Source organism: Autumnicola aciditolerans, from assembly GCF_041679265.1.
In the GTDB taxonomy this organism is placed as follows: Bacteria; Bacteroidota; Bacteroidia; order Flavobacteriales; family Flavobacteriaceae; genus Autumnicola.
Genome location: NZ_JBGFSM010000026.1, coordinates 1 through 18,204, shown reverse-complemented (window position 1 = coordinate 18,204; position 18,204 = coordinate 1). Strand labels below are relative to the sequence as shown.

Annotated in this window: 18 protein-coding genes and 1 tRNA gene; 11 read left to right on the top strand and 8 right to left on the bottom strand. The window is 30.9% G+C overall.

Annotated elements, in window-relative coordinates:
* The first annotated feature begins 218 nt into the window (after positions 1-218).
* From AB8M93_RS17835 to AB8M93_RS17820, 4 genes are all read left to right on the top strand, one after another.
* Positions 219-1,451: a phage integrase SAM-like domain-containing protein gene (locus AB8M93_RS17835; RefSeq protein WP_373060199.1), complete on the top strand. Its 1,233-nt coding sequence runs from the start codon at positions 219-221 to the stop codon at positions 1,449-1,451.
* Positions 1,448-2,182, top strand: coding sequence for a hypothetical protein (locus AB8M93_RS17830; protein ID WP_373060197.1), 735 nt, complete (start codon positions 1,448-1,450; stop codon positions 2,180-2,182). Before AB8M93_RS17835 ends, AB8M93_RS17830 begins: the two co-directional genes overlap by 4 nt.
* 191 nt (positions 2,183-2,373) lie before the next feature.
* Positions 2,374-3,228: an AAA family ATPase gene (locus tag AB8M93_RS17825; protein ID WP_373060195.1), complete on the top strand. Its 855-nt coding sequence runs from the start codon at positions 2,374-2,376 to the stop codon at positions 3,226-3,228.
* Positions 3,209-4,231 (top strand): DUF3871 family protein, encoded by a 1,023-nt coding sequence (locus AB8M93_RS17820; protein WP_373060193.1) that lies wholly within the window; start codon positions 3,209-3,211, stop codon positions 4,229-4,231. Before AB8M93_RS17825 ends, AB8M93_RS17820 begins: the two co-directional genes overlap by 20 nt.
* Positions 4,232-4,477: 246 nt before the next feature.
* Here the strand turns inward: AB8M93_RS17820 and AB8M93_RS17815 are convergent, their stop codons facing one another.
* Complete coding sequence (locus AB8M93_RS17815; RefSeq protein WP_373060192.1) at positions 4,478-5,098, bottom strand: SOS response-associated peptidase; 621 nt, start codon at positions 5,096-5,098, stop codon at positions 4,478-4,480.
* A 135-nt stretch (positions 5,099-5,233) separates the two neighbouring features.
* Here AB8M93_RS17815 and AB8M93_RS17810 point away from each other — a divergent pair, with 135 nt between their 5' ends.
* On the top strand, positions 5,234-5,650 hold the full coding sequence (locus AB8M93_RS17810; RefSeq protein ID WP_373060191.1) for a LexA family protein: 417 nt from the start codon (positions 5,234-5,236) through the stop codon (positions 5,648-5,650).
* Positions 5,650-6,909, top strand: a complete 1,260-nt coding sequence (locus AB8M93_RS17805; protein WP_373060201.1) for a Y-family DNA polymerase — start codon at positions 5,650-5,652, stop codon at positions 6,907-6,909. Before AB8M93_RS17810 ends, AB8M93_RS17805 begins: the two co-directional genes overlap by 1 nt.
* Here AB8M93_RS17805 and AB8M93_RS17800 read toward each other — a convergent pair.
* The 5 genes from AB8M93_RS17800 to AB8M93_RS17780 are packed head-to-tail and all read right to left on the bottom strand — an operon-like array spanning position 6,890 to position 13,465.
* A complete protein-coding gene (locus tag AB8M93_RS17800) occupies positions 6,890-8,257 on the bottom strand; it encodes an ATP-dependent DNA helicase (RefSeq protein ID WP_373060190.1) in 1,368 nt (455 codons plus the stop codon). The two genes, AB8M93_RS17805 and AB8M93_RS17800, sit on opposite strands and share 20 nt — an antisense overlap.
* A gap of 7 nt (positions 8,258-8,264) precedes the next feature.
* On the bottom strand, positions 8,265-9,236 hold the full coding sequence (locus tag AB8M93_RS17795) for a hypothetical protein (protein WP_373060188.1): 972 nt from the start codon (positions 9,234-9,236) through the stop codon (positions 8,265-8,267).
* Positions 9,233-11,200 (bottom strand): ORC-CDC6 family AAA ATPase, encoded by a 1,968-nt coding sequence (locus AB8M93_RS17790; protein ID WP_373060186.1) that lies wholly within the window; start codon positions 11,198-11,200, stop codon positions 9,233-9,235. The genes AB8M93_RS17795 and AB8M93_RS17790 overlap by 4 nt, the downstream gene beginning before the upstream one ends.
* Positions 11,197-12,150 (bottom strand): phosphoribosyltransferase-like protein, encoded by a 954-nt coding sequence (locus tag AB8M93_RS17785; protein ID WP_373060184.1) that lies wholly within the window; start codon positions 12,148-12,150, stop codon positions 11,197-11,199. Before AB8M93_RS17785 ends, AB8M93_RS17790 begins: the two co-directional genes overlap by 4 nt.
* Complete coding sequence (locus AB8M93_RS17780) at positions 12,143-13,465, bottom strand: TRM11 family methyltransferase (protein WP_373060182.1); 1,323 nt, start codon at positions 13,463-13,465, stop codon at positions 12,143-12,145. Before AB8M93_RS17780 ends, AB8M93_RS17785 begins: the two co-directional genes overlap by 8 nt.
* Positions 13,466-13,782: 317 nt before the next feature.
* Here AB8M93_RS17780 and AB8M93_RS17775 point away from each other — a divergent pair, with 317 nt between their 5' ends.
* The 3 genes from AB8M93_RS17775 (at position 13,783) to AB8M93_RS17765 (ending at position 15,258) form a co-directional block, all read left to right on the top strand.
* The gene (locus tag AB8M93_RS17775; protein WP_373060180.1) at positions 13,783-14,178 is read left to right on the top strand and encodes a hypothetical protein; all 396 of its coding nucleotides are present in this window, start codon (positions 13,783-13,785) and stop codon (positions 14,176-14,178) included.
* 58 nt (positions 14,179-14,236) lie between these two features.
* Positions 14,237-14,683, top strand: coding sequence for a JAB domain-containing protein (locus AB8M93_RS17770; protein WP_373060178.1), 447 nt, complete (start codon positions 14,237-14,239; stop codon positions 14,681-14,683).
* A gap of 137 nt (positions 14,684-14,820) precedes the next feature.
* The gene (locus AB8M93_RS17765; RefSeq protein ID WP_373060176.1) at positions 14,821-15,258 is read left to right on the top strand and encodes a hypothetical protein; all 438 of its coding nucleotides are present in this window, start codon (positions 14,821-14,823) and stop codon (positions 15,256-15,258) included.
* Positions 15,259-15,272: 14 nt separating this feature from the next.
* Here AB8M93_RS17765 and AB8M93_RS17760 read toward each other — a convergent pair whose 3' ends face one another.
* Positions 15,273-15,488 carry a helix-turn-helix domain-containing protein gene (locus AB8M93_RS17760; protein WP_373060174.1) on the bottom strand — a complete coding sequence of 72 codons (216 nt, stop codon included), beginning with the start codon at positions 15,486-15,488 and terminating at the stop codon, positions 15,273-15,275.
* A gap of 156 nt (positions 15,489-15,644) precedes the next feature.
* Between AB8M93_RS17760 and AB8M93_RS17755 the strand changes: the two genes are divergently transcribed.
* Together AB8M93_RS17755 and AB8M93_RS17750 are read left to right on the top strand one after the other, a co-directional pair.
* Complete coding sequence (locus tag AB8M93_RS17755) at positions 15,645-16,379, top strand: hypothetical protein (RefSeq protein WP_373060172.1); 735 nt, start codon at positions 15,645-15,647, stop codon at positions 16,377-16,379.
* A 142-nt stretch (positions 16,380-16,521) separates the two neighbouring features.
* Positions 16,522-16,598 (top strand) — tRNA-Ile (locus AB8M93_RS17750).
* Between the two features lie 173 nt (positions 16,599-16,771).
* Here the strand turns inward: AB8M93_RS17750 and AB8M93_RS17745 are convergent.
* The gene (locus tag AB8M93_RS17745; RefSeq protein ID WP_373060170.1) at positions 16,772-17,896 is read right to left on the bottom strand and encodes a Fic family protein; all 1,125 of its coding nucleotides are present in this window, start codon (positions 17,894-17,896) and stop codon (positions 16,772-16,774) included.
* Positions 17,897-18,204 lie beyond the last annotated feature (308 nt).

Sequence of the window (18,204 nt, the reverse complement as noted above, 5' to 3'; positions counted from 1 at the left end):
GGTTGGACGTTCAAGTTGGTAATAAGTGGTATACTTTTAAATTGAAATGTGGGGTAGTTCTATATTAATATATACAATAGAAAATTGCTTTTTAAAAAAAGTGATTTGGAGATGTGGCTGACACAAAATCCAATGAGAACTCTTCAGGAGGAGAAAAGAATACTGGACAGTAAGATTAATGGAAATAATAAGTAGTGATTAATTAAAATCTAAAATTTATGGTAAGAATTTTTTTAAGATCAAGAATTAAAGCTGATGGGACATATCCAATAGTTTTAAGTGTTACAAAGAAGCATAAGACTAAAGTTTTTTCTTTAGGTATCAGTTGTAAAAAGAGTCATTGGAATGGCAAGAAGCTATTGAGTAAACACCCTAACAATCAGATTGATAATTTACTTATACAAGAAAAGGAAAATGAAGCAAATGCTATTATAAGTGAATTCGAGCTAAAGGGAATAGATTTTACTTTAAAGCAATTTGAGAAAAGGTTTAAAAAAACATCTGATAACAGAATAACAATTGCTGATTTTTGGAATGAAAAAATCCAGCAGCTCAATCAAGCAGGTAGAACAGGAAATGCTCAAGTACTTATATCTACGTATAATTCTTTTTTCAAATTTACAAATGATAAATCAATAACTTTTCAGGATGTTACATATGATCTACTGCATCAATATGAAGTATTCTTAAGAAGTAAAGGAAATACTGATGGTGGAATTGGTGTCAAAATGAGAGCTATTAGAAGCCTCTATAATCAGGCATTGAATGCTGATTTAGTAGAAGAGAAATATTACCCCTTCAATAAATTTCAAGTAAGCAGGTTTAAAAGTCGGAGTACTAAAAAGGCATTAACACGTGATGAGATAGGGCTTATTGAAAAATTAGATGTTGAAGAGCATCCTGACCTCATCAATGCCAAGAATTACTTCCTATTTAGTTACTATACACAGGGAATGAATTTCTTTGATCAAATGAAATTGGAATGGAAAAACATCAGTAGGGATAGACTTTATTATACCAGGTCAAAAACAAAGAGAAAGTTCAGTATTAAGATTCTGCCACCGGTTAGGGAAATCCTCGATTATTATAAAATTCAAAATCGGAAAACACCATATGTCTTTCCTATCCTGTTAAAAACTAATTTAACTCCTATTCAAATTGAGAATAGAAAAAAGAAAACATTGAGGATTTATAATAGGAAATTGAAAAAGATTGGTGAAATACTGGAAATAGATAAGAAAATAACCAGCTATACAGCAAGACACAGTTTTGCAACTAATTTAAAATACGTAGGGATTTCTACAGATGTAGTCAGTCAATCTTTAGGACACAAAGATCTAAATGTTACTCAAAGTTACCTTAAAGATTTTGAAGATAAGGTTATAGATGATGCAATTGAGAAACTGCTAAAAGAGGTTAATGTTGAATATTTAATTAAGAATGAAAAATGAAAAAAAAACAATTATTTGATTATGTAGATGTTGATAAAGTGATAAAAAATCATCAGCGAAAAATAGAGGAGGCAGGCAAAAGAAGGATTGAAAAACTTGAAAGCAAAAAGATAGATATTCTTCAGAAGGATAAGGAACTATTATATGATTTTGATAAGGAAGTGGTGGATAATCTTTCAGATGGGAAGGATAAATACATTATTTTAAAGATTTCTGAAAAAGATAATTCTTTTGAATGGGTTGCAGATGAGTATGCCAAAATTCTAACTACCCCGAAAAGCCTTTTGGAAAAAAATGTGCCTTTTTTAAAATATTTCGTAATGGATTATGATACTCTTTTTGGTATTAGATATAACCAAATTAAAAACTACAACAATAAAATTTTTGATTTGCCAGAACGCGTACTATTTGAAACTTTGTTAATAAAATTCAAGAGAAATAATTTTGAACCCTTTGAATGGCCTAAAAATAAAATTGAATATGAGTTAGGAATTAAAAGGAGGGTAAGGGAAAGAATTTTTAAACGTTTCCTTACTATAGGAATTTTGAAAAAGATGGAAAGAGTGGAAAAATATTCTAAAGAGAGGGAAGGTCCTATAAAAACAACATTATTTGAACTAGATCTAAAAGTAATTATGAATCTTTTACCTACAATCTACTCTAACTTTAGTAAAGAAAAAATGCAAGAGGACATTTCGAAATATTTAAAGCTGAAAAAGGTAGAAAAGTAGAATAAGAAAAAGTTACCATGTACAAATGCACATTACTCCAGGTGTGCATTTGTACATATACTATAGAAGGAAATAATCCATTTACTTAATCTTAGTAAAATGTTTTTCTTTGGACACTTTCTTTTTGTAGGTGGTCCAAAAAATTTAAGCCTCAGTTGGGGCTTTTTTTATGAAATTAAATCAGCAAAATTATGAATTTAAGAAAATCAGAAAGAAAAAGAGCCAAGATTAAAATGGCTCTCCAAGCACCTGCGGGAGCAGGTAAGACATATTCAGCGCTTTTACTTGCAAAGGGCTTAACTAAGGGGGATTTTGAAAATGTAGCCATTATAGATACTGAAAATGGTTCTGCTGATCTTTATGCCCATTTAGGGCCATACAAAGTGCTACCTCTTGATTCTCCCCATTCTCCTGAAAGGTATATTCAAGCAATTGAAATCTGTGAAAAGGAAGGGGTTGAGGTAATTATTCTAGACAGCATAACCCACTGCTGGGAATTTCTGCTGGAATATCATGCTTCTCTTGCAGGTAACAGTTTTACGAACTGGAATAAAGTTACTCCCAGGCAGAAGGCTTTTATAAATAAGATTCTTCAGTCTCCATGCCATATCATTTCTACCATTAGAACAAAACAGGATTATGTTTTAAATCAAAAGGATGGAAAGTACATTCCTGAAAAAGTTGGTTTAAAAGCCATACAGAGAGGGGAAATTGATTATGAATTTACTTTAGTCTTTGATATAGACATCAAGCACCATGCTTTGGCTTCTAAGGATAGAACAGGTTTGTTTATGGATAAACCAGAGTTTACACTCAATTCTAACACAGGTAGTAAAATTCTGCAATGGTGTAACAGCACCATTACTCTTCCAGAATTGCAACATAAAATTCAGGAATGTTCCACCAATAGAGAATTAACCAAATTATATTCTGAGCATAAGGATCTTGCAAAGCAGTTGGAACAAGAGTTTATTAAAAAACAAAAACTATTAAATGATTTAACTCACCAGAAAAATTACAGTAAAAATGGAACTACAAACAGTTAAACCACAGGAAAAGTACCAGGAAAATATAAATAGTCATACTCCTGATACTATTCCTGGTACCAGGAAAGATAATGAAATACCTTCAAATAGAACTTCTTTTATTAAGGCAAATACTGTAGAGGCTGACCTATCCCATTTAAGAAATGACTGCATAGTGCCAGTCTTTAGCAAGGATAACGAACAAACAATAGCCCATCAGGAATTCATAGAAGTGACTCTGGAGGCTTTTCAAAAAGTTTTTCCAAATCAACAGATTGAATGTCCTGAAATCAGAGTTTCGCATCAGGTAAAAGGGAGGACTCCTGATGCTTTACATATTCCTGCTAAGGAATTGCAAAATCATCAAAGGACTATTTACTACGAGAGAATGGCATTTCTCTCTCTTATTCCCGGTATTACACAAACTATTGATGGAAATAATATAGCCTTATGTATAGGAGGGGTAAGGGCTTATAATCAGGAAAATCTTTACAGTAAAAAGAGTTTGGAGAAGTTCAAATTTTTTATAGGATTTCAGAATATGGTATGTTGTAATCTCTGTATTTCTTCAGATGGTTTTGCAGGAGAATTGAAAGCAGCCTCCTACCAGGAACTTGAGAGGATGATTGAACAGAGCGTTGCCGATTATGACTATGAAGAGCAGTATAGAGAAATGAAAGATTTCAAAGATTATTTTCTTACTGAAAAGCAATTTGCACAATTACTTGGGAAAGTAAGGTTGTACAATTACCTTCCCAAAAAGGATAAAATTGCTCTACCAGATTTGATATTGAATGAAAATCATTTTTCCACTGTAGCACAAGATTATTATAAGGATGAAAGCTTTTGTAGGAATGATAATGGAGAAATAAATATTTGGAAACTTTACAATCTTCTCACAGGAGCCAATAAGAGCAGCTACATTGATACTTTCCTTGATAGAAATGAAAATGCCTATGATTTTGCAAAAGGGGTCTCAAAAGCAATCAATGGTGATTCTGCTTACGATTGGTTTTTGAGTTGAAGGATGCGCTCATCATTTTCTTGGTGAGCGCAATTATTAATTTAAAATAAATATTATTGGGATTTTGCTCCTGGTGAGTAGAAATTATAGCTTCTATCTCTTCAATTTTTAGTAATTGGAATAAAACGAATCTCTTTCAATGAGCTTAGTTTTATGTGTAAATGGAAATTCAGGAGCAAGGCTTTTATAAATATTTTTCTGTCAAAAATCATTAAGTTTAATTTCAGAAAAAAGTATAAAGATACCTTATTCAACGTGAGTGGCATTTAATGGCACTTCATATGGAAATGCAAAATGACTTACTTCCTTACCTGATAACCAAAGGCTGTGATCTTCTTTTTTTAATACCACAGGCATTCTTTTCTTATTGTTATGAATTTCACTCATAAGTTCATTGGCTTCAGTGGTAATAATAGAATATGAATTTACGAGGTCATCTGTTTCAGGATTTTTCCAGGTACTATATATTCCAGCGAAAGCAAAAACTTCTTGATCCTCTGGTTCTAATAAAGATTTTTGCTTCTCTTTTCCTTTAGGATCAAGCCACTGCCATTCATAATAACCATCAGCGATTATCAAACATCTATTTTTTGCGGAATTTCTAAATGCTGGTTTCTCTTCAACAGTTTCAATTTTGGCATTCAAAGTCATTTTCTTAATCTTATCATCCTTTGCCCAGAAAGGAATTAGACCCCAATGAAACATGTTTATTTCACCTGTATTCTCATCAGTAATTACAGGTGTTTTGATATATGTAAAGGCATTTATCTCTTTCATGGGTTTGTATGCATCTGGTTCAATAAAACGAGCATCTAGTAATTTCTCCAGAGTTGATAACTTTGAATTTAATTTAGTTCTATAGCACATTGTAATTCATTTTATAAGTAAAGATAATTTAAATATTTCCTAAGCTTAAATAAAATATTTAATAGGAAATAATACTAAATATTGGAATTAATCCAATTTAATTTAAATTTGAAGATTATTAAACTTCAATATTGAATGAAAATATTTCTTCCAGAAAATACAGTTTCTTTTACTATCTGTTTGATGTCATCTGGTATTTCAGCAGGTTTTCCTTCACCAGCAGATGACCATCTAGAAGATAGAATAGATCTCAATAGAGAGCTTATTAGAAATAAGGATTCAACATTTTTTGGAAGGGTGGAAGGTGATTCCATGAAAAATGCAGGAATTGAACATGGTGATTTACTTGTAATTGATAAAAGTCTTGAAGCAAGAAATGGCAAAATAGCTGTATGCTTTATTGATGGTGATTTTACAGTTAAAAGAATAAAGGTTGAAAATGATATGGTATGGTTAGTAGCAGAAAATGAAAAATATAAACCTATTAAAGTAACCAAAGACAACGATTTATTGATATGGGGAATAGTGGTTCATGTAATTAAGAGTTATTGATGTTTGCACTGGTGGATTGTAACAATTTTTATGCTTCATGTGAGAGAGTATTTAACCCATCTTTAAATGGTAAACCTGTTGTGGTCTTGTCTAATAATGATGGTTGTGTAATAGCTAGAAGTAATGAAGCTAAAGCTTTAGAAATACCAATGGGTGCACCTGCATTCAAATTTCAATCACTATTTGATAAATACAATGTCCATGTTTTTTCTTCTAACTATGCTCTCTACGGGGATATGAGTTCTAGAGTTATGAATATACTTTCAGATTATACTCCAGATATAGAAGTATATAGTATAGATGAATCATTCCTAAAATTAAAAGGATTTGATCACTTTGATCTAAATCAATATGGCCTACAAATTCGATATAGAGTTATTAAAGCAACAGGAATTCCAATTAGTATAGGCATTGCACCAACTAAATCATTAGCTAAAGTGGCTAATAAGATAGCCAAGAAATTTACTAGTCAAACTGGAGGGGTTTATGTTATGGACTCTGAGGTGAAAAGAATGAAGGGATTGAAGTGGACTAAGATTGATGATGTATGGGGTATAGGCAGAAGGTATGCTGAAAGATTGAAAAAAATTAATATCCATAATGCCTGGCAGTTTACTCAGTTGCCCAATCAGTATGTTCAATCTAAAATGAGCATCGTAGGCTTAAGATTAAAAAGAGACTTAGCTGGAGAGAATATTCTTGATCTAGAGGAAACTCAGATTAAAAAGAATATTGCAGTAACAAGAGCATTTGAAACCATGTATTCAGATTATGATGAATTAAGGGAAAGAGTTTCAACATATGCTGTGAGGGCAGCTGCCAAACTTAGAAAGCAGGATTCTTGTTGTAATTTGATTCAGCTGTTTCTATTAACTAATCCATTTAGAGAGGATCTTAAACAGTATAGAGCAGGAATTACACTGCATTGCCCATATCCAACAAATTCTAGCATTGATTTGATAAAATTAGCAGAAACAGGACTTCAAAAAATTTATAAAGAGGGTTATCAGTATAAGAAAGCAGGAATCATTGTAATGGGTTTAATCTCACAGAATCATCGCCAGTTAACATTATTTGAATCACCTAATGCTAAGCATGCAATTCTAATGAAAACAATAGATAGGCTTAATCGTCAATTGGCAGATAAGGTAAAATTTGGTAGTCAGGATTTAGGGAGAACCTGGAAAATGAGACAGGATAAACTTTCTAAGAGATATACATCAAATATTCATGAATTAATTAATATTTGTTGTAGATGAAAACTTCATTTTTCGCTCTTGTAAATGCAGTGTATTTTGAATTGAAATAGGTGTTTGATTCAGGAAACCAATCTGAAATATACACTTTCTCCCATTCACCACCTTGAGCTTTGTGCACAGTAATAGAATATCCATACAATGCTCGTATTGCTCCTAAGTATGGGTCTTCCATAGCATTGCCATTTTCTCTATATTTTTTATTTTGAATTTTACGATTTTGATGAAGTGCTTTTTCTTCTTTAACCTTCAAACCCTGAACGCTATCTAAAGTATTGAGTAATATAAAGTCTTCAACTTCAAAAGTTTTGTTGTTAATATCCTTAGCTTCTATAGTTATTTTAGCAAACTCTAATTTCTCAATTCTGTGAATATCATTTAGATCAATTTTCTTTACAATAACATGGTCCCCATTATATAAGGTATATTCAGATTTTCTTAGGGTTCTATTAATTATTAATAGTTCTCCAGTTACAATTTTATCAGTTGGATTATCAAACAAAATTGATCGAACATTTAAATTGAATTCTAAATTTTTGCTCTTGGCATAAGCTATAGCTGTACAATATTCATAACCTTTTTCATCGTAATCTAATGCATAACTGTATTCAGCTTGTAATTGTTTATATTCTTTAAAAAATTCTTTTGTTCCTATATCAAGAGCTTTATTTTCTATTGAATCTTTGATATTTTCAATGCATAAGTAAAGAGGGCTATTCTTATTTTGCCTTTTGACTTGCTCAAGTCTATAAGAATTTCCAGAAATATTATAGTTTTCTCTTAAGTAATCTTTAGATAAAGCAGCTGAAAACTCCTCTTTTACAGGAGGTAATTGATTTTTATCTCCTACAAAGATTATTTTATTTAGATCATTTCCCTGTTTTACGAAGTAAATAAAATCATCCAGTAAACAATTCCCGCCTTCAAAAAGGCTTTCTTGATCAGCAATGGATTTTGAGGATACCATTGAAGCCTCATCTACAATAAAAACCGTATAATCAGTAGCCTCATTGTCCTTTAAATTGAATCTAATAGTTCCTTCATCTGGATCTGTAGATACGTTATAGATTAATGAGTGAATTGTTGAACAGGGCACATTAGCTTTTGAAGCAAGAATCCTTGCTGCTCTGCCAGTTGGTGCTGCAATGCTATAATTAATTTTCTTTTTTATTAGAAAATCCACACATACAGACATCAATAGTGTTTTTCCAGTTCCAGCAGATCCGTTGATAATAAAGAAATCATCAGGACTATTTACCAGAAAATCCTTTAATAATTTTAAAACTGTTTTTTGATCAGAGGTTGGTTCAAAAGGGAACAATTTCATAATTTCCTCATTATCTGTAATCATAATTTTTCTAATTTTCAGGAAATTCTATTGTGTAAATCCAAATTTTTGATAATCCTTTACTCGTTTCTCTGGAATAACCTTTACAAAAAGGAAAAATTATGCTTGCTGGAAGATTTAAACATTCAATAATGTAAAATAAACCGATACCTAAGGTTTGAGCTTTTGTAGATAATGGACACAAATATAAATTTGTAAAAGAGTTATTTTTTTTAAGGTAGTCACTTAGAAGTTTTGCAGTAACAAATGGGTCATTTGCAGGAGCTAAAATCACGTTCTCAGATTCTAAATCAAATTCACCTGAAAAAGCGTCCTCTTCTGCTTTACAAGATTTAATGATATTTTGTTGGAACATGTCTGCCTGAAGTGATGGAAACCCTAAAACCTGAACTTTTTTAGCTTCTTTTTTTTCTTTTGCAATAGCAATCATTCTATTAAAATCATATCCTGATCCTAAGAATAATAAATCCTGATTAGTTTCCGGGTTATGACTTCCTAAACAGCCTTTAATTTCCCTTATTCTGAAATAATCCAAAGAGAATTCGGTTTCTTCCTTATTTTTATATTCAAAAGGTTCTGAATAAATGAAGTCAACTTGAGTTATACCCTTACTATGTAATAACCTTAAAATATAAATTATATATGGTCTTAATAAGCCAGTAATATCTATAGCAATTTTAGAGTTATGGATTAATTCTTTGTTATTCTCATAGTATTCTAAAATAATTTCATCCTCATCATTTTCATTCTTATTTGTAAAATCGAACACAGGCTGCTCCAATTCTGATAATTCAATATTTTCAAATTGATATTCTGGCAAAATTAACCAGTGTTTATTATTGGCTTCTATATTTTCAAATACACTTTTTACTCTGTCACTTTCATTATAGGCTGAAATAAAAAGATCGTATTTTTTAGAAGTAGCATCTTTAAAATTTTCTAGCTGGTCGTATTTTTCTTTATATAAATGTGTGTAATTCATATACTACCTGAGAATAAATCCAAAATCTGGGTTTCATTGAGAAATGGCGCATTGTAATGAACCAAGCTATTTGATCTTAGCTTTCTAAATTCCTGTTCATTATCAGGAGCAAAAATTGCCTTCATTTCACTATCAGAAAAATCAACTATACCTCTTCTGGCTAATGATAGCTCCCATTCCATTGCTAATAAACCATTTACTTGAAAAGTAAGATTTCTGTTATTATTATTTTTATCTCTTCTTCCAATATCTATTTTTATCAAGTAGGAGTATTGCTCTAAATAATTCACTATTTCCATAATCTCATTAGATAGAACTTTTGGACTTATTGAAAATGTAGAGATAGAACATTCAGGCGGTAAATCAGAAAACCTTAATTCCCTCAAATAACCACATAATCTTTCAATAGAGTCTTTCATTTTATTCCCATTTTCACCAGGTAATTTCGCATCCTCTAAAAACCATGAAGCTGCATCTGATACAGCATTTATCTGGCTCAATGCATTGATCTTGTTACTCGAATTTTTAAAAATTGTATTTCCATAAAACTCATTCCATCTAAAAATGTGTTTCATAATAATTAAAAAGTGTCTCGGAATTCCATTAGAAATTCTTACGAGATTACTAAACCCAATTTTCGATTGAGGTTTTATGTTATTTTCTCTAAAGAGATAGTCAATTATATCATTCTTATATTTATCTAGAATTTTTCCGTGTGATGATTTTTTTTGTGGATTTCTTGAGAATTCAATAGCATTTAAATTAATTTCAATCGATGCATTATGTAGGTCCTTATTGCTTTTCCAAGCTCTATATAGAAGAAATATGTTTGTTCTTTCAATAAGCGGGTTTTTATTGAATTTTAAATTGTTAACAATAATTGTTGAGTTGGGTATTCTATACTTTACAAGTTTCTTTTCAAGTCTTCGAAGATGTATTTTGCCTCTTTTTTTTACTTGTTCAAATAACTTTTCTTGCTCAAAATTTTCAAAAAATGATTGGAAATCATTGCCGTTAATACTAACGTTATAATTTGAAAGCCTTTTTACGCAAATCTGTTTAATGAAGGTTTTATAATCCTTTGGATTCTTTCTGAATATTTCATCAATATCTATCAATTCATATTCAGATCCTTGTTTTATTTCTTCATCAGCACTTAGTGTTTTTTTCGTTCTAATACCATACCTACGAGCACCAATTTTAAAGCATGAAGGATTTTTTCTTTCTCTTATTAAGGTATTAAAATATTTTTGCTGGCTCTCAGTGAAATTTTCATATTCGTCGAGTAAATATAAGAATTTGAGATTTTTAAATTCTGATATCTCTTGTGACAAGATCTCGGGGATACCAAAGATTAATTTCCCTGGACTTATTAACACATTAACTTGCTCTGAGATTTTAATTCTGGTTAATGCTCTATTATTGATTGCGAAGTCAACTTCTTTCTGTAAATCATTTAATACTTTAGTTAGACTATTAAAATCCTCTATATCCTGATTATTGAAATTCTGATCAAAGAGATTTAAAATTTTTTGAACTAGTTCTTTTTCATCTACCTTAATCTGAATTGATTTTATAAGTACACTTATATTATTTAAGATGAGTTGACTTAGCCATAATTCTAGATAATAAGAAAAAAAAGTCTCCCATACATTTTCGGTTTCTCCTCTGCCACTAAATTTATATGCATTTAAACCCGAACAACGTAAATATGTTCCTATATACCCATCATTTAAAATACCTTCTTTTAAATCTCTACAATGCCTTAAAGATTGCATTGTAAAGGAAAAGTGCTTCATAATGTGAGTTTTTCCACTCCCTTTACTACCTAAAATAATCATAGGCATTTCAGAAGTAGGCTTTATAGTAGCCCTGAAACCTACTTGAGGGAAATCCACCCAATAATTATTTAATTCTTCATCAGAATAATCTACTGCTTTGGTTACATTAAATGGATTTTTCATAGGCTGTAAATTTTATTTGATCTTTTAAAAATAGCTTTCCAATCAATGTATTCTTCATTACACCAGATGATTGGTAATGTATTATCTGGTGTGTTATGATGAAAACCTAATAATAATTGTCCATCTCCATATCCATGTTTATGATCTTCACTAATTTGATCAAGTTTAACTGGATCAATTTCCGGAATTTGCTTAGAAATAATTTTTTGCCAAATGGGTTTTCCGTACTTACCTGTAAACTTTTTAATTTCTATAGGATCAATATCACTGTCCTTATTTGTGAAAATTCGTGAATCGGGATAAAAACACTTATAGGAGTCATCTAATTCATGTATAGATTCAACATAGTCAAATTTCGAATTATCTATAATGTTTTTCTTTCCTTTTTGAGTTGCAACAAGCATTAGGTACCAAACTTTAGCATCTGGGTAGTTTCTTTTAAGATTTGGTAATGATTTATTGGAATAGGTAACAGCTTGATTACCACTCCCACACAGATCATCGATAAAAATAAAATGATTAATCTCTCCTAGCTTAGAATTTAATTTTTCTTCTGAAATAAATAAGTCAGTTGGTAAATTATTAATTTTTCTCATTAATCCCATCATTGTAGCACTGCTCTCTGATGGATTACCAAGACTAACAAAGCGAGTTTTCTTTAAATGCTTAATGAATTCATCCTCTAAAAATTCGTGATCTAAAGTATTTTCATTGCGTTTCCTTATGTTAAAAATAATTTGATACTTAAAAACATCACGATAGAGTGCTTCTAGTAATTTTTCTACGGAAAATTCGCTGTAATAAATGAATTGGGTTAACAAGTATAACGCTTGATTTTTTTCTTCCTCCTCAAAATTATCAAGCCAAGAATCAATTTTATTTTTTGAAACTTTATTCTCCCAGATTGTTTCATTTAATAGTTTGATTTTTTTAATGTACTTTTCATTCATTCGCAGTTTTTTTAAGAATTAAAACCCATTCACAGGAAATTATACTTGCAGTTTTATTACGTTTTGTCATCAACCCATAAGATTGAATATCATCTATTAATTCGCACTCTAATTGCATTCCATGCTTAATTGCTATGTCTTTCAAATACCTTTGTGTCTCGAATTCTAAACCACAAACTCTATTGTTTGCTGCTACTAAAACAAAATATTTATCTTTCTTAAGTAATCTAATGGATTCCTTTAGAGCTTGAGTCATTTCAATCAAATAGTTAGAGGCTATATGTGCTCTTAATGGATTAATTTTATAGATCTTTTTAATTAGTTTATCAGCGTCAGGATGTCCAGTATCATTTAATTCTAAATATTCAGTCTTTCTATAATTTTCCCTGCCTATGTTCTGTCTATCCAATTTTCTTAAGTCACTTCCTGAGCCTAATTTTGTCCAGCCTAAATTTAAACTTGAAGCTCTAATATATTTTTGTGCACCTGCATAAGGCGGAGAGGTTAATATAAAATCTATAGATTTTTTTGGAAGATCTATGTTACGAGCATCACTTGAAATTACCTGACCATTATAAAGAGTCTCACCCTTAGAGATGAATCTTTTTAAATTTTGATTTACAATTTCCTTATACTTCTCAAAAACATCAACATTTTTGAGATTTTCAAGTGTATTTTGCTGCTTAGTTCTTAAATGATGTCCAATAGGATATTTATTAGGATTTAATCTAACCGGGACTGAAACTCGTGAATCAGCTAAACTTACCTTCTTAACTAAATTGGAAAAATTAAGAAGAAAAAAATTTCTATATTTTTCACTTTCCAGCATTTCAATGCAATTCAGAATTTGGTTTAATTGGCTTTTAATATGGGGTAAAAACCAATAATCAATATTGACTACATCTGGATAATTTTGTTTTGAATCATGGTTTTGATAGTTATTTTCAATTCTACAGAATAGCGTATCAATTAATTTTAAATCATATGAATTGGTTTTGACTGACGAAATTAATCGAGCTAAGGGATTAGCGTCTGCTCCATATGATTTTAATCCAGCCAATTGACCTTCTAACATCACTGTTCCAGAGCCAGAAAATGGGTCTAGGATACAATCTTCTTTGTTAACAAAGTATGAGTTGTTTAGAAAGAAGTATGGTATATTGGGAATTAATTTTGCAGGATAACTATGAATAAGGTGAGTAGCTCTATCATAGAACTTCTCATCAACAATTTCTCTAAAGTTTACCGCTATAGGCCTCTTCTGCCTCTTATAAATATCTCTAAAATCTAAATATTCACTTTGATAATCTCTCAAGATTTGGTGTTAGGAGTTTAAGGGGTACGACTTTTTAGACCTTTGATTCAATTATGTAATATTGAAACAGCAATCTAATAGATTTAAATTTTAATAGTCCGCTAATATCATAATTTTTTTATAAAAAAAATTAGCATTCATAGAATACCCTGTAGCAAAACCCCCACCCATTACCAGCAAAGGGGATACCCCCCACCTCCATTTGTACAGTTCAAAAATTTTAGCTAAGAAATTTAATCAAGGTGATAGCTGATTTTCCTTCTGTAGATAATTTTTGCTGTACTGGAGAAAAACTTTCAACTCAAAAATTTAAAATTATGGTTAGAATTATTAATTACAAAGAAAGAGAATCTGATGATGGAAAAGAATTCTTTGTTTTGGAACTACAGGGTGGAATAGAAATGGTAAAATCACAGCAAACCAGGAAGTATTATGTGACTGCCAGAAAAGCTACCATACCTTCCACATTTGATGAAATTACCTGTAAGGCGCTTATTGGAACAGAAATACCAGGTAGAATTCAGAAAGTAGATGTTGATCCCTATGAGTATACCATTCAAGAAACAGGTGAAGTAATAGAACTGGATTACAGGTATGAATTTGTTCCAGATTCTGAAGAGGAGGAGCACAAAGTGGAAAAATCGAAATCCACAGTTGATGACTTTGTAAAGTTTGATAATAAAAATGCCTTCTCAACTAACGGTGTAGAATAATTATTTGGAGGTTAATGAATTGCAGTTTCATTAACCTCCATTCTTAAAGAACCAGGAAATGAAAAATAAAGTATTATCCGAAATAAAGGTTTCTTATTGTAGTGGTGGAGAAACTAAAACAAAAATTACAGGAAGCAATACTGCTTACAATTTAATCCTTGCTTGTTGGAACAAAGGAACTATTGAATTACAAGAAGAATTTAAAGTCCTATTGCTCAACAGAGCTAATCAGGTATTGGGAATTTATCCAGTATCCAGAGGAGGAGTATCAGGGACTTTAGTGGATGCGAAATTGGTATTCAGCGTTAGCCTTAAATGCAATGCCTCAGGAATTATCTTGGTGCATAATCATCCAAGTGGCAACCTCAAACCCAGTGAGAGTGATAAAAAGCTTACACAAAAATTAAGTGAGGCTGGAAAATTTTTAGATATCCAAGTTCTGGATCATTTAATTATTACTCCATATAAGTACTTCAGTTTTTCAGATGAAGGACTGATGATTTAATAATAAATGCACATGCTTAAGTGGAGAAATTTCCACTGAAATTGAATAATTTTAAGAATTATTTTTTATGGATACTATTATAAATAGCTTTTTTTAGATTCAGAATGAATAGTTTGTCATTTCAAAGTGTAAATAAATTGATTTCTGAGATTTATCCTTTTTCTTTAAAGGAGATTTCTGAGTACCAGGAAAAAATAGATTTCGAATATCTCTCTAAAAACAAGAATGTGGATTGGAGCTACGAAATAATAAATGAATTTAAGGATAGATGGAATTGGAATTCACTAGATCAAAACAGAAAAGTCTTCCGAAAATTAACCTTATCTCTATTATTTCCTGGTATGACAGAAGTCCCTGAATGCACCTGCTTCAGACTGGAGGAGTTCTGTGAAAATGAAAACTGTTTAGTAAATGCTGAAAAATTTAGCTCAGCTAGTTCTATTTATAATATTTACCCCCAACAGTTTGTTAGGATTTTAATGCTTATAGATTCTGATTTTATCGATGCAGAAATTATTAAAGATTTCTATGAAAATCAAGATTCGAATATTATTAAAGTAGATGTCCAGATGTGATTCTTTATAAATAGCTAAAATTTAAAAAGTTCTACTATATTTACACCAAGTCCTATTGCAATCCTATTCAAGGTTGATAATGTGGAGTTGACCCTACCTGCTTCCAATCTGGACATATTGGATTTTTCGAAATTACATTTTGCAGCTAAATCCTGCTGAGAGATATTCTTGAGTTCTCTTAACTCCTGAATGCGTTGACCTACTTTTTTCTGTAAGGTTTCATCTCTCATTTAAGTTGTCGTTTAAGACAACCCAAAGTTTGTATATATTTGTATTAATCAGTTATCACGCATGATAACCATAACATTTCTATTATGGATTTGAAAAAAAATAAATTCTCGTTTATATTTTTAATATTTACATTCCTGCTTATTGTGTATTCCATTATGGCCAAATCAGCAGATTTTGTAATGCCTGATGGTAGTGAACCACCCTTGTCATTCCAACAGGTGAATTATGTATTTTTCACTTATAGCTATTCAAAGGCATTATTAATCTTAGTAATGCTATTTGGGGTAGGATTATGCTTTTTCATATATGGATCTGATGAAAAAATAAGAGGTGTTTTGAAAGGGCAAGACATAAATATTCAGAAATATCAGAAGTTTCTCTTAAAGCTAAAACGGACAAAAACATTAGAGGAGCGGAAACCAGCTTATAAGAAAAAATGGCTGCTATGGTACAGTGTAATAGCTGTTATAACTGGTTTCCTTCTTGTTATGAAGACTAGCTTTTATATTTCCTTTTTTTTACCTCTTTCTTATTTTTTTTATTTAAAGCTTAACCCACATTCTAAACAAGAGTTATGGCTAGAAACAATAATGTATCCATGGATAATAGGTTCAATTCTTGTTTTATTAACAGCATATTTTAAAACTGAAAATGTAAACCATGAAAATCTTACTTATCTTCTGATTGGAGAGATCACAAAGGCTGTTCTTCCATTTGTAATTTGTGTGCTTGTGAGTTTTTACTACCTCAATAGAAGATTTAAATATCAAGAACTTGTAAATGTAAAGCCTGCCTATTTGGTCATAGTAACAATTTTTGTTGTCTTAGGTATTGTAAGATATGCTACAGTGGTTTATTTAGAAAATATTGATTTAAGTAGCTATTATTAAGGGTACCATTTTTGGTACTATTTAGAAATGAAAATATAGGAAAAGAGAGAAAAACTCAGGTAATTTAAAATAAATAAAATTTGTTTGTGAGAATTGCTCTATTTCTTTAAATTTGCGCCCTCATCAAGCATAATGCAAGATGGGTCCTATAGCTCAGCTGGTTAGAGCACTTGACTCATAATCAAGGGGTCCCTGGTTCGAGCCCAGGTGGGACCACCAGTAAAATCAAGCCTTACAGAGATGTAAGGCTTTTTTAATTCTTCTTGGGTACAACATATGTACAACATTTAGCTAATTATTTTCTACCTATAGATTTATTCATTTATTTTTCACAATTAAATCGCATTGAGTATTTGTGAATGAATTTTTTGAAGAGATTTATACTATTGAGTTTAACTGAAAAGACTTAAATATTTCTTGAACGCATAAACTTTTCCTCTTTTACTTCCGGTTACTTCGGTCAAAATTTCTAATTCTTCTAAATCACTTAATAAATTGTAAGCAGTTCTATTAGATACACCTGCAACTTCTTCTACCTTTTTAATATCAATTACTGGTCTAGTTAGTAAATACTGTAAGATCTTTTGTGCATTGTTTGCTCTAGATCCAAGCGTCTGTATGTTAAGTTCGGAATGCTGCTTTAATTTTAATATTTCGTCAAAAGTTTCAACACCCTTTTTTGCCGTTTCGATAACTCCTACAAGGAAAAATTTAAGCCATTGTTTTAAATCATTATTTGATCTTACTCGCATTAAATTATCATAGTAGAGATTCTTATTTCTTTCAAAAAAGTCGGATAAATATAAAATTGGTTTTTTAAGAATCTCCTTATCAACTAAATAAAGGGTTATTAATAATCTCCCGACACGACCATTTCCATCTAAAAAGGGATGAATGGTTTCAAACTGGTAGTGAATAATTCCTATTTTTAATAGGTCTGGAAAATATAATTCCTGGTTATGTGTGAATTTTTCTAAATCACTCATTAATTCACCCACGGTTGTGTGAACTGGAGGAACAAATGTGGCATCATTAATAGAAGCTCCTCCGATCCAATTTTGACTTTTTCTGAATTCACCAGGTTGTTTATGTTCACCTCTTACTCCTTGTAATAAAACCTTGTGTGTCTCTTTTATAAGTCTACTGGAAAATGGAATTTCATTTAACATTTCAATAGCCCTGCTCATGGCAGAGATATAGTTCTGTACTTCCTCCCAGTCGTCTCTCTTTTCATTGCTAACATCTTCTTTATCTAATAATGCCTCTTCCATATTAGTCTGCGTACCTTCTATTTTGCTACTTTGGGTAGCCTCTTTTAGTACGTGCATACTTATAAAAAGATCTATGTCCGGTATATGTTCGCTATACATATCGAGCCTTCCTAATTGCCTATCGGCCTTGGATAGCAAGCTTAGAATTTCCATATCATCCAATAACCATTCTTTATTTATAGGATTTGGTTGGAAGCTTTTATAATGTCCCTGATTTATATACTTACCAGATTTGAAATTTTGCATAATCATGATATGAATTACAATTGGAAAACCACTATTGCAAAATATATGTTTTTTTTGCAATAAGATATATCCTATTGTAAAAAAGCGACTTTTTTTGCAATAAGGGAAATGCAATTGCAAAGAGTACCTAAAAATTCAGGATTCAAATTTATTCTATATTAAGGCCATTTTTAGAATAGGAGGTTAGAGGAGGATAAATTTGAGCAATGGTGAATCCATCTGTTAGTTGTGTTTTGGCTATATTTATTAGAATGAACCTATTGCCATGGAAAAGTTTATTCTTAATGCCGGAAAGGTCCTGGCCAGAT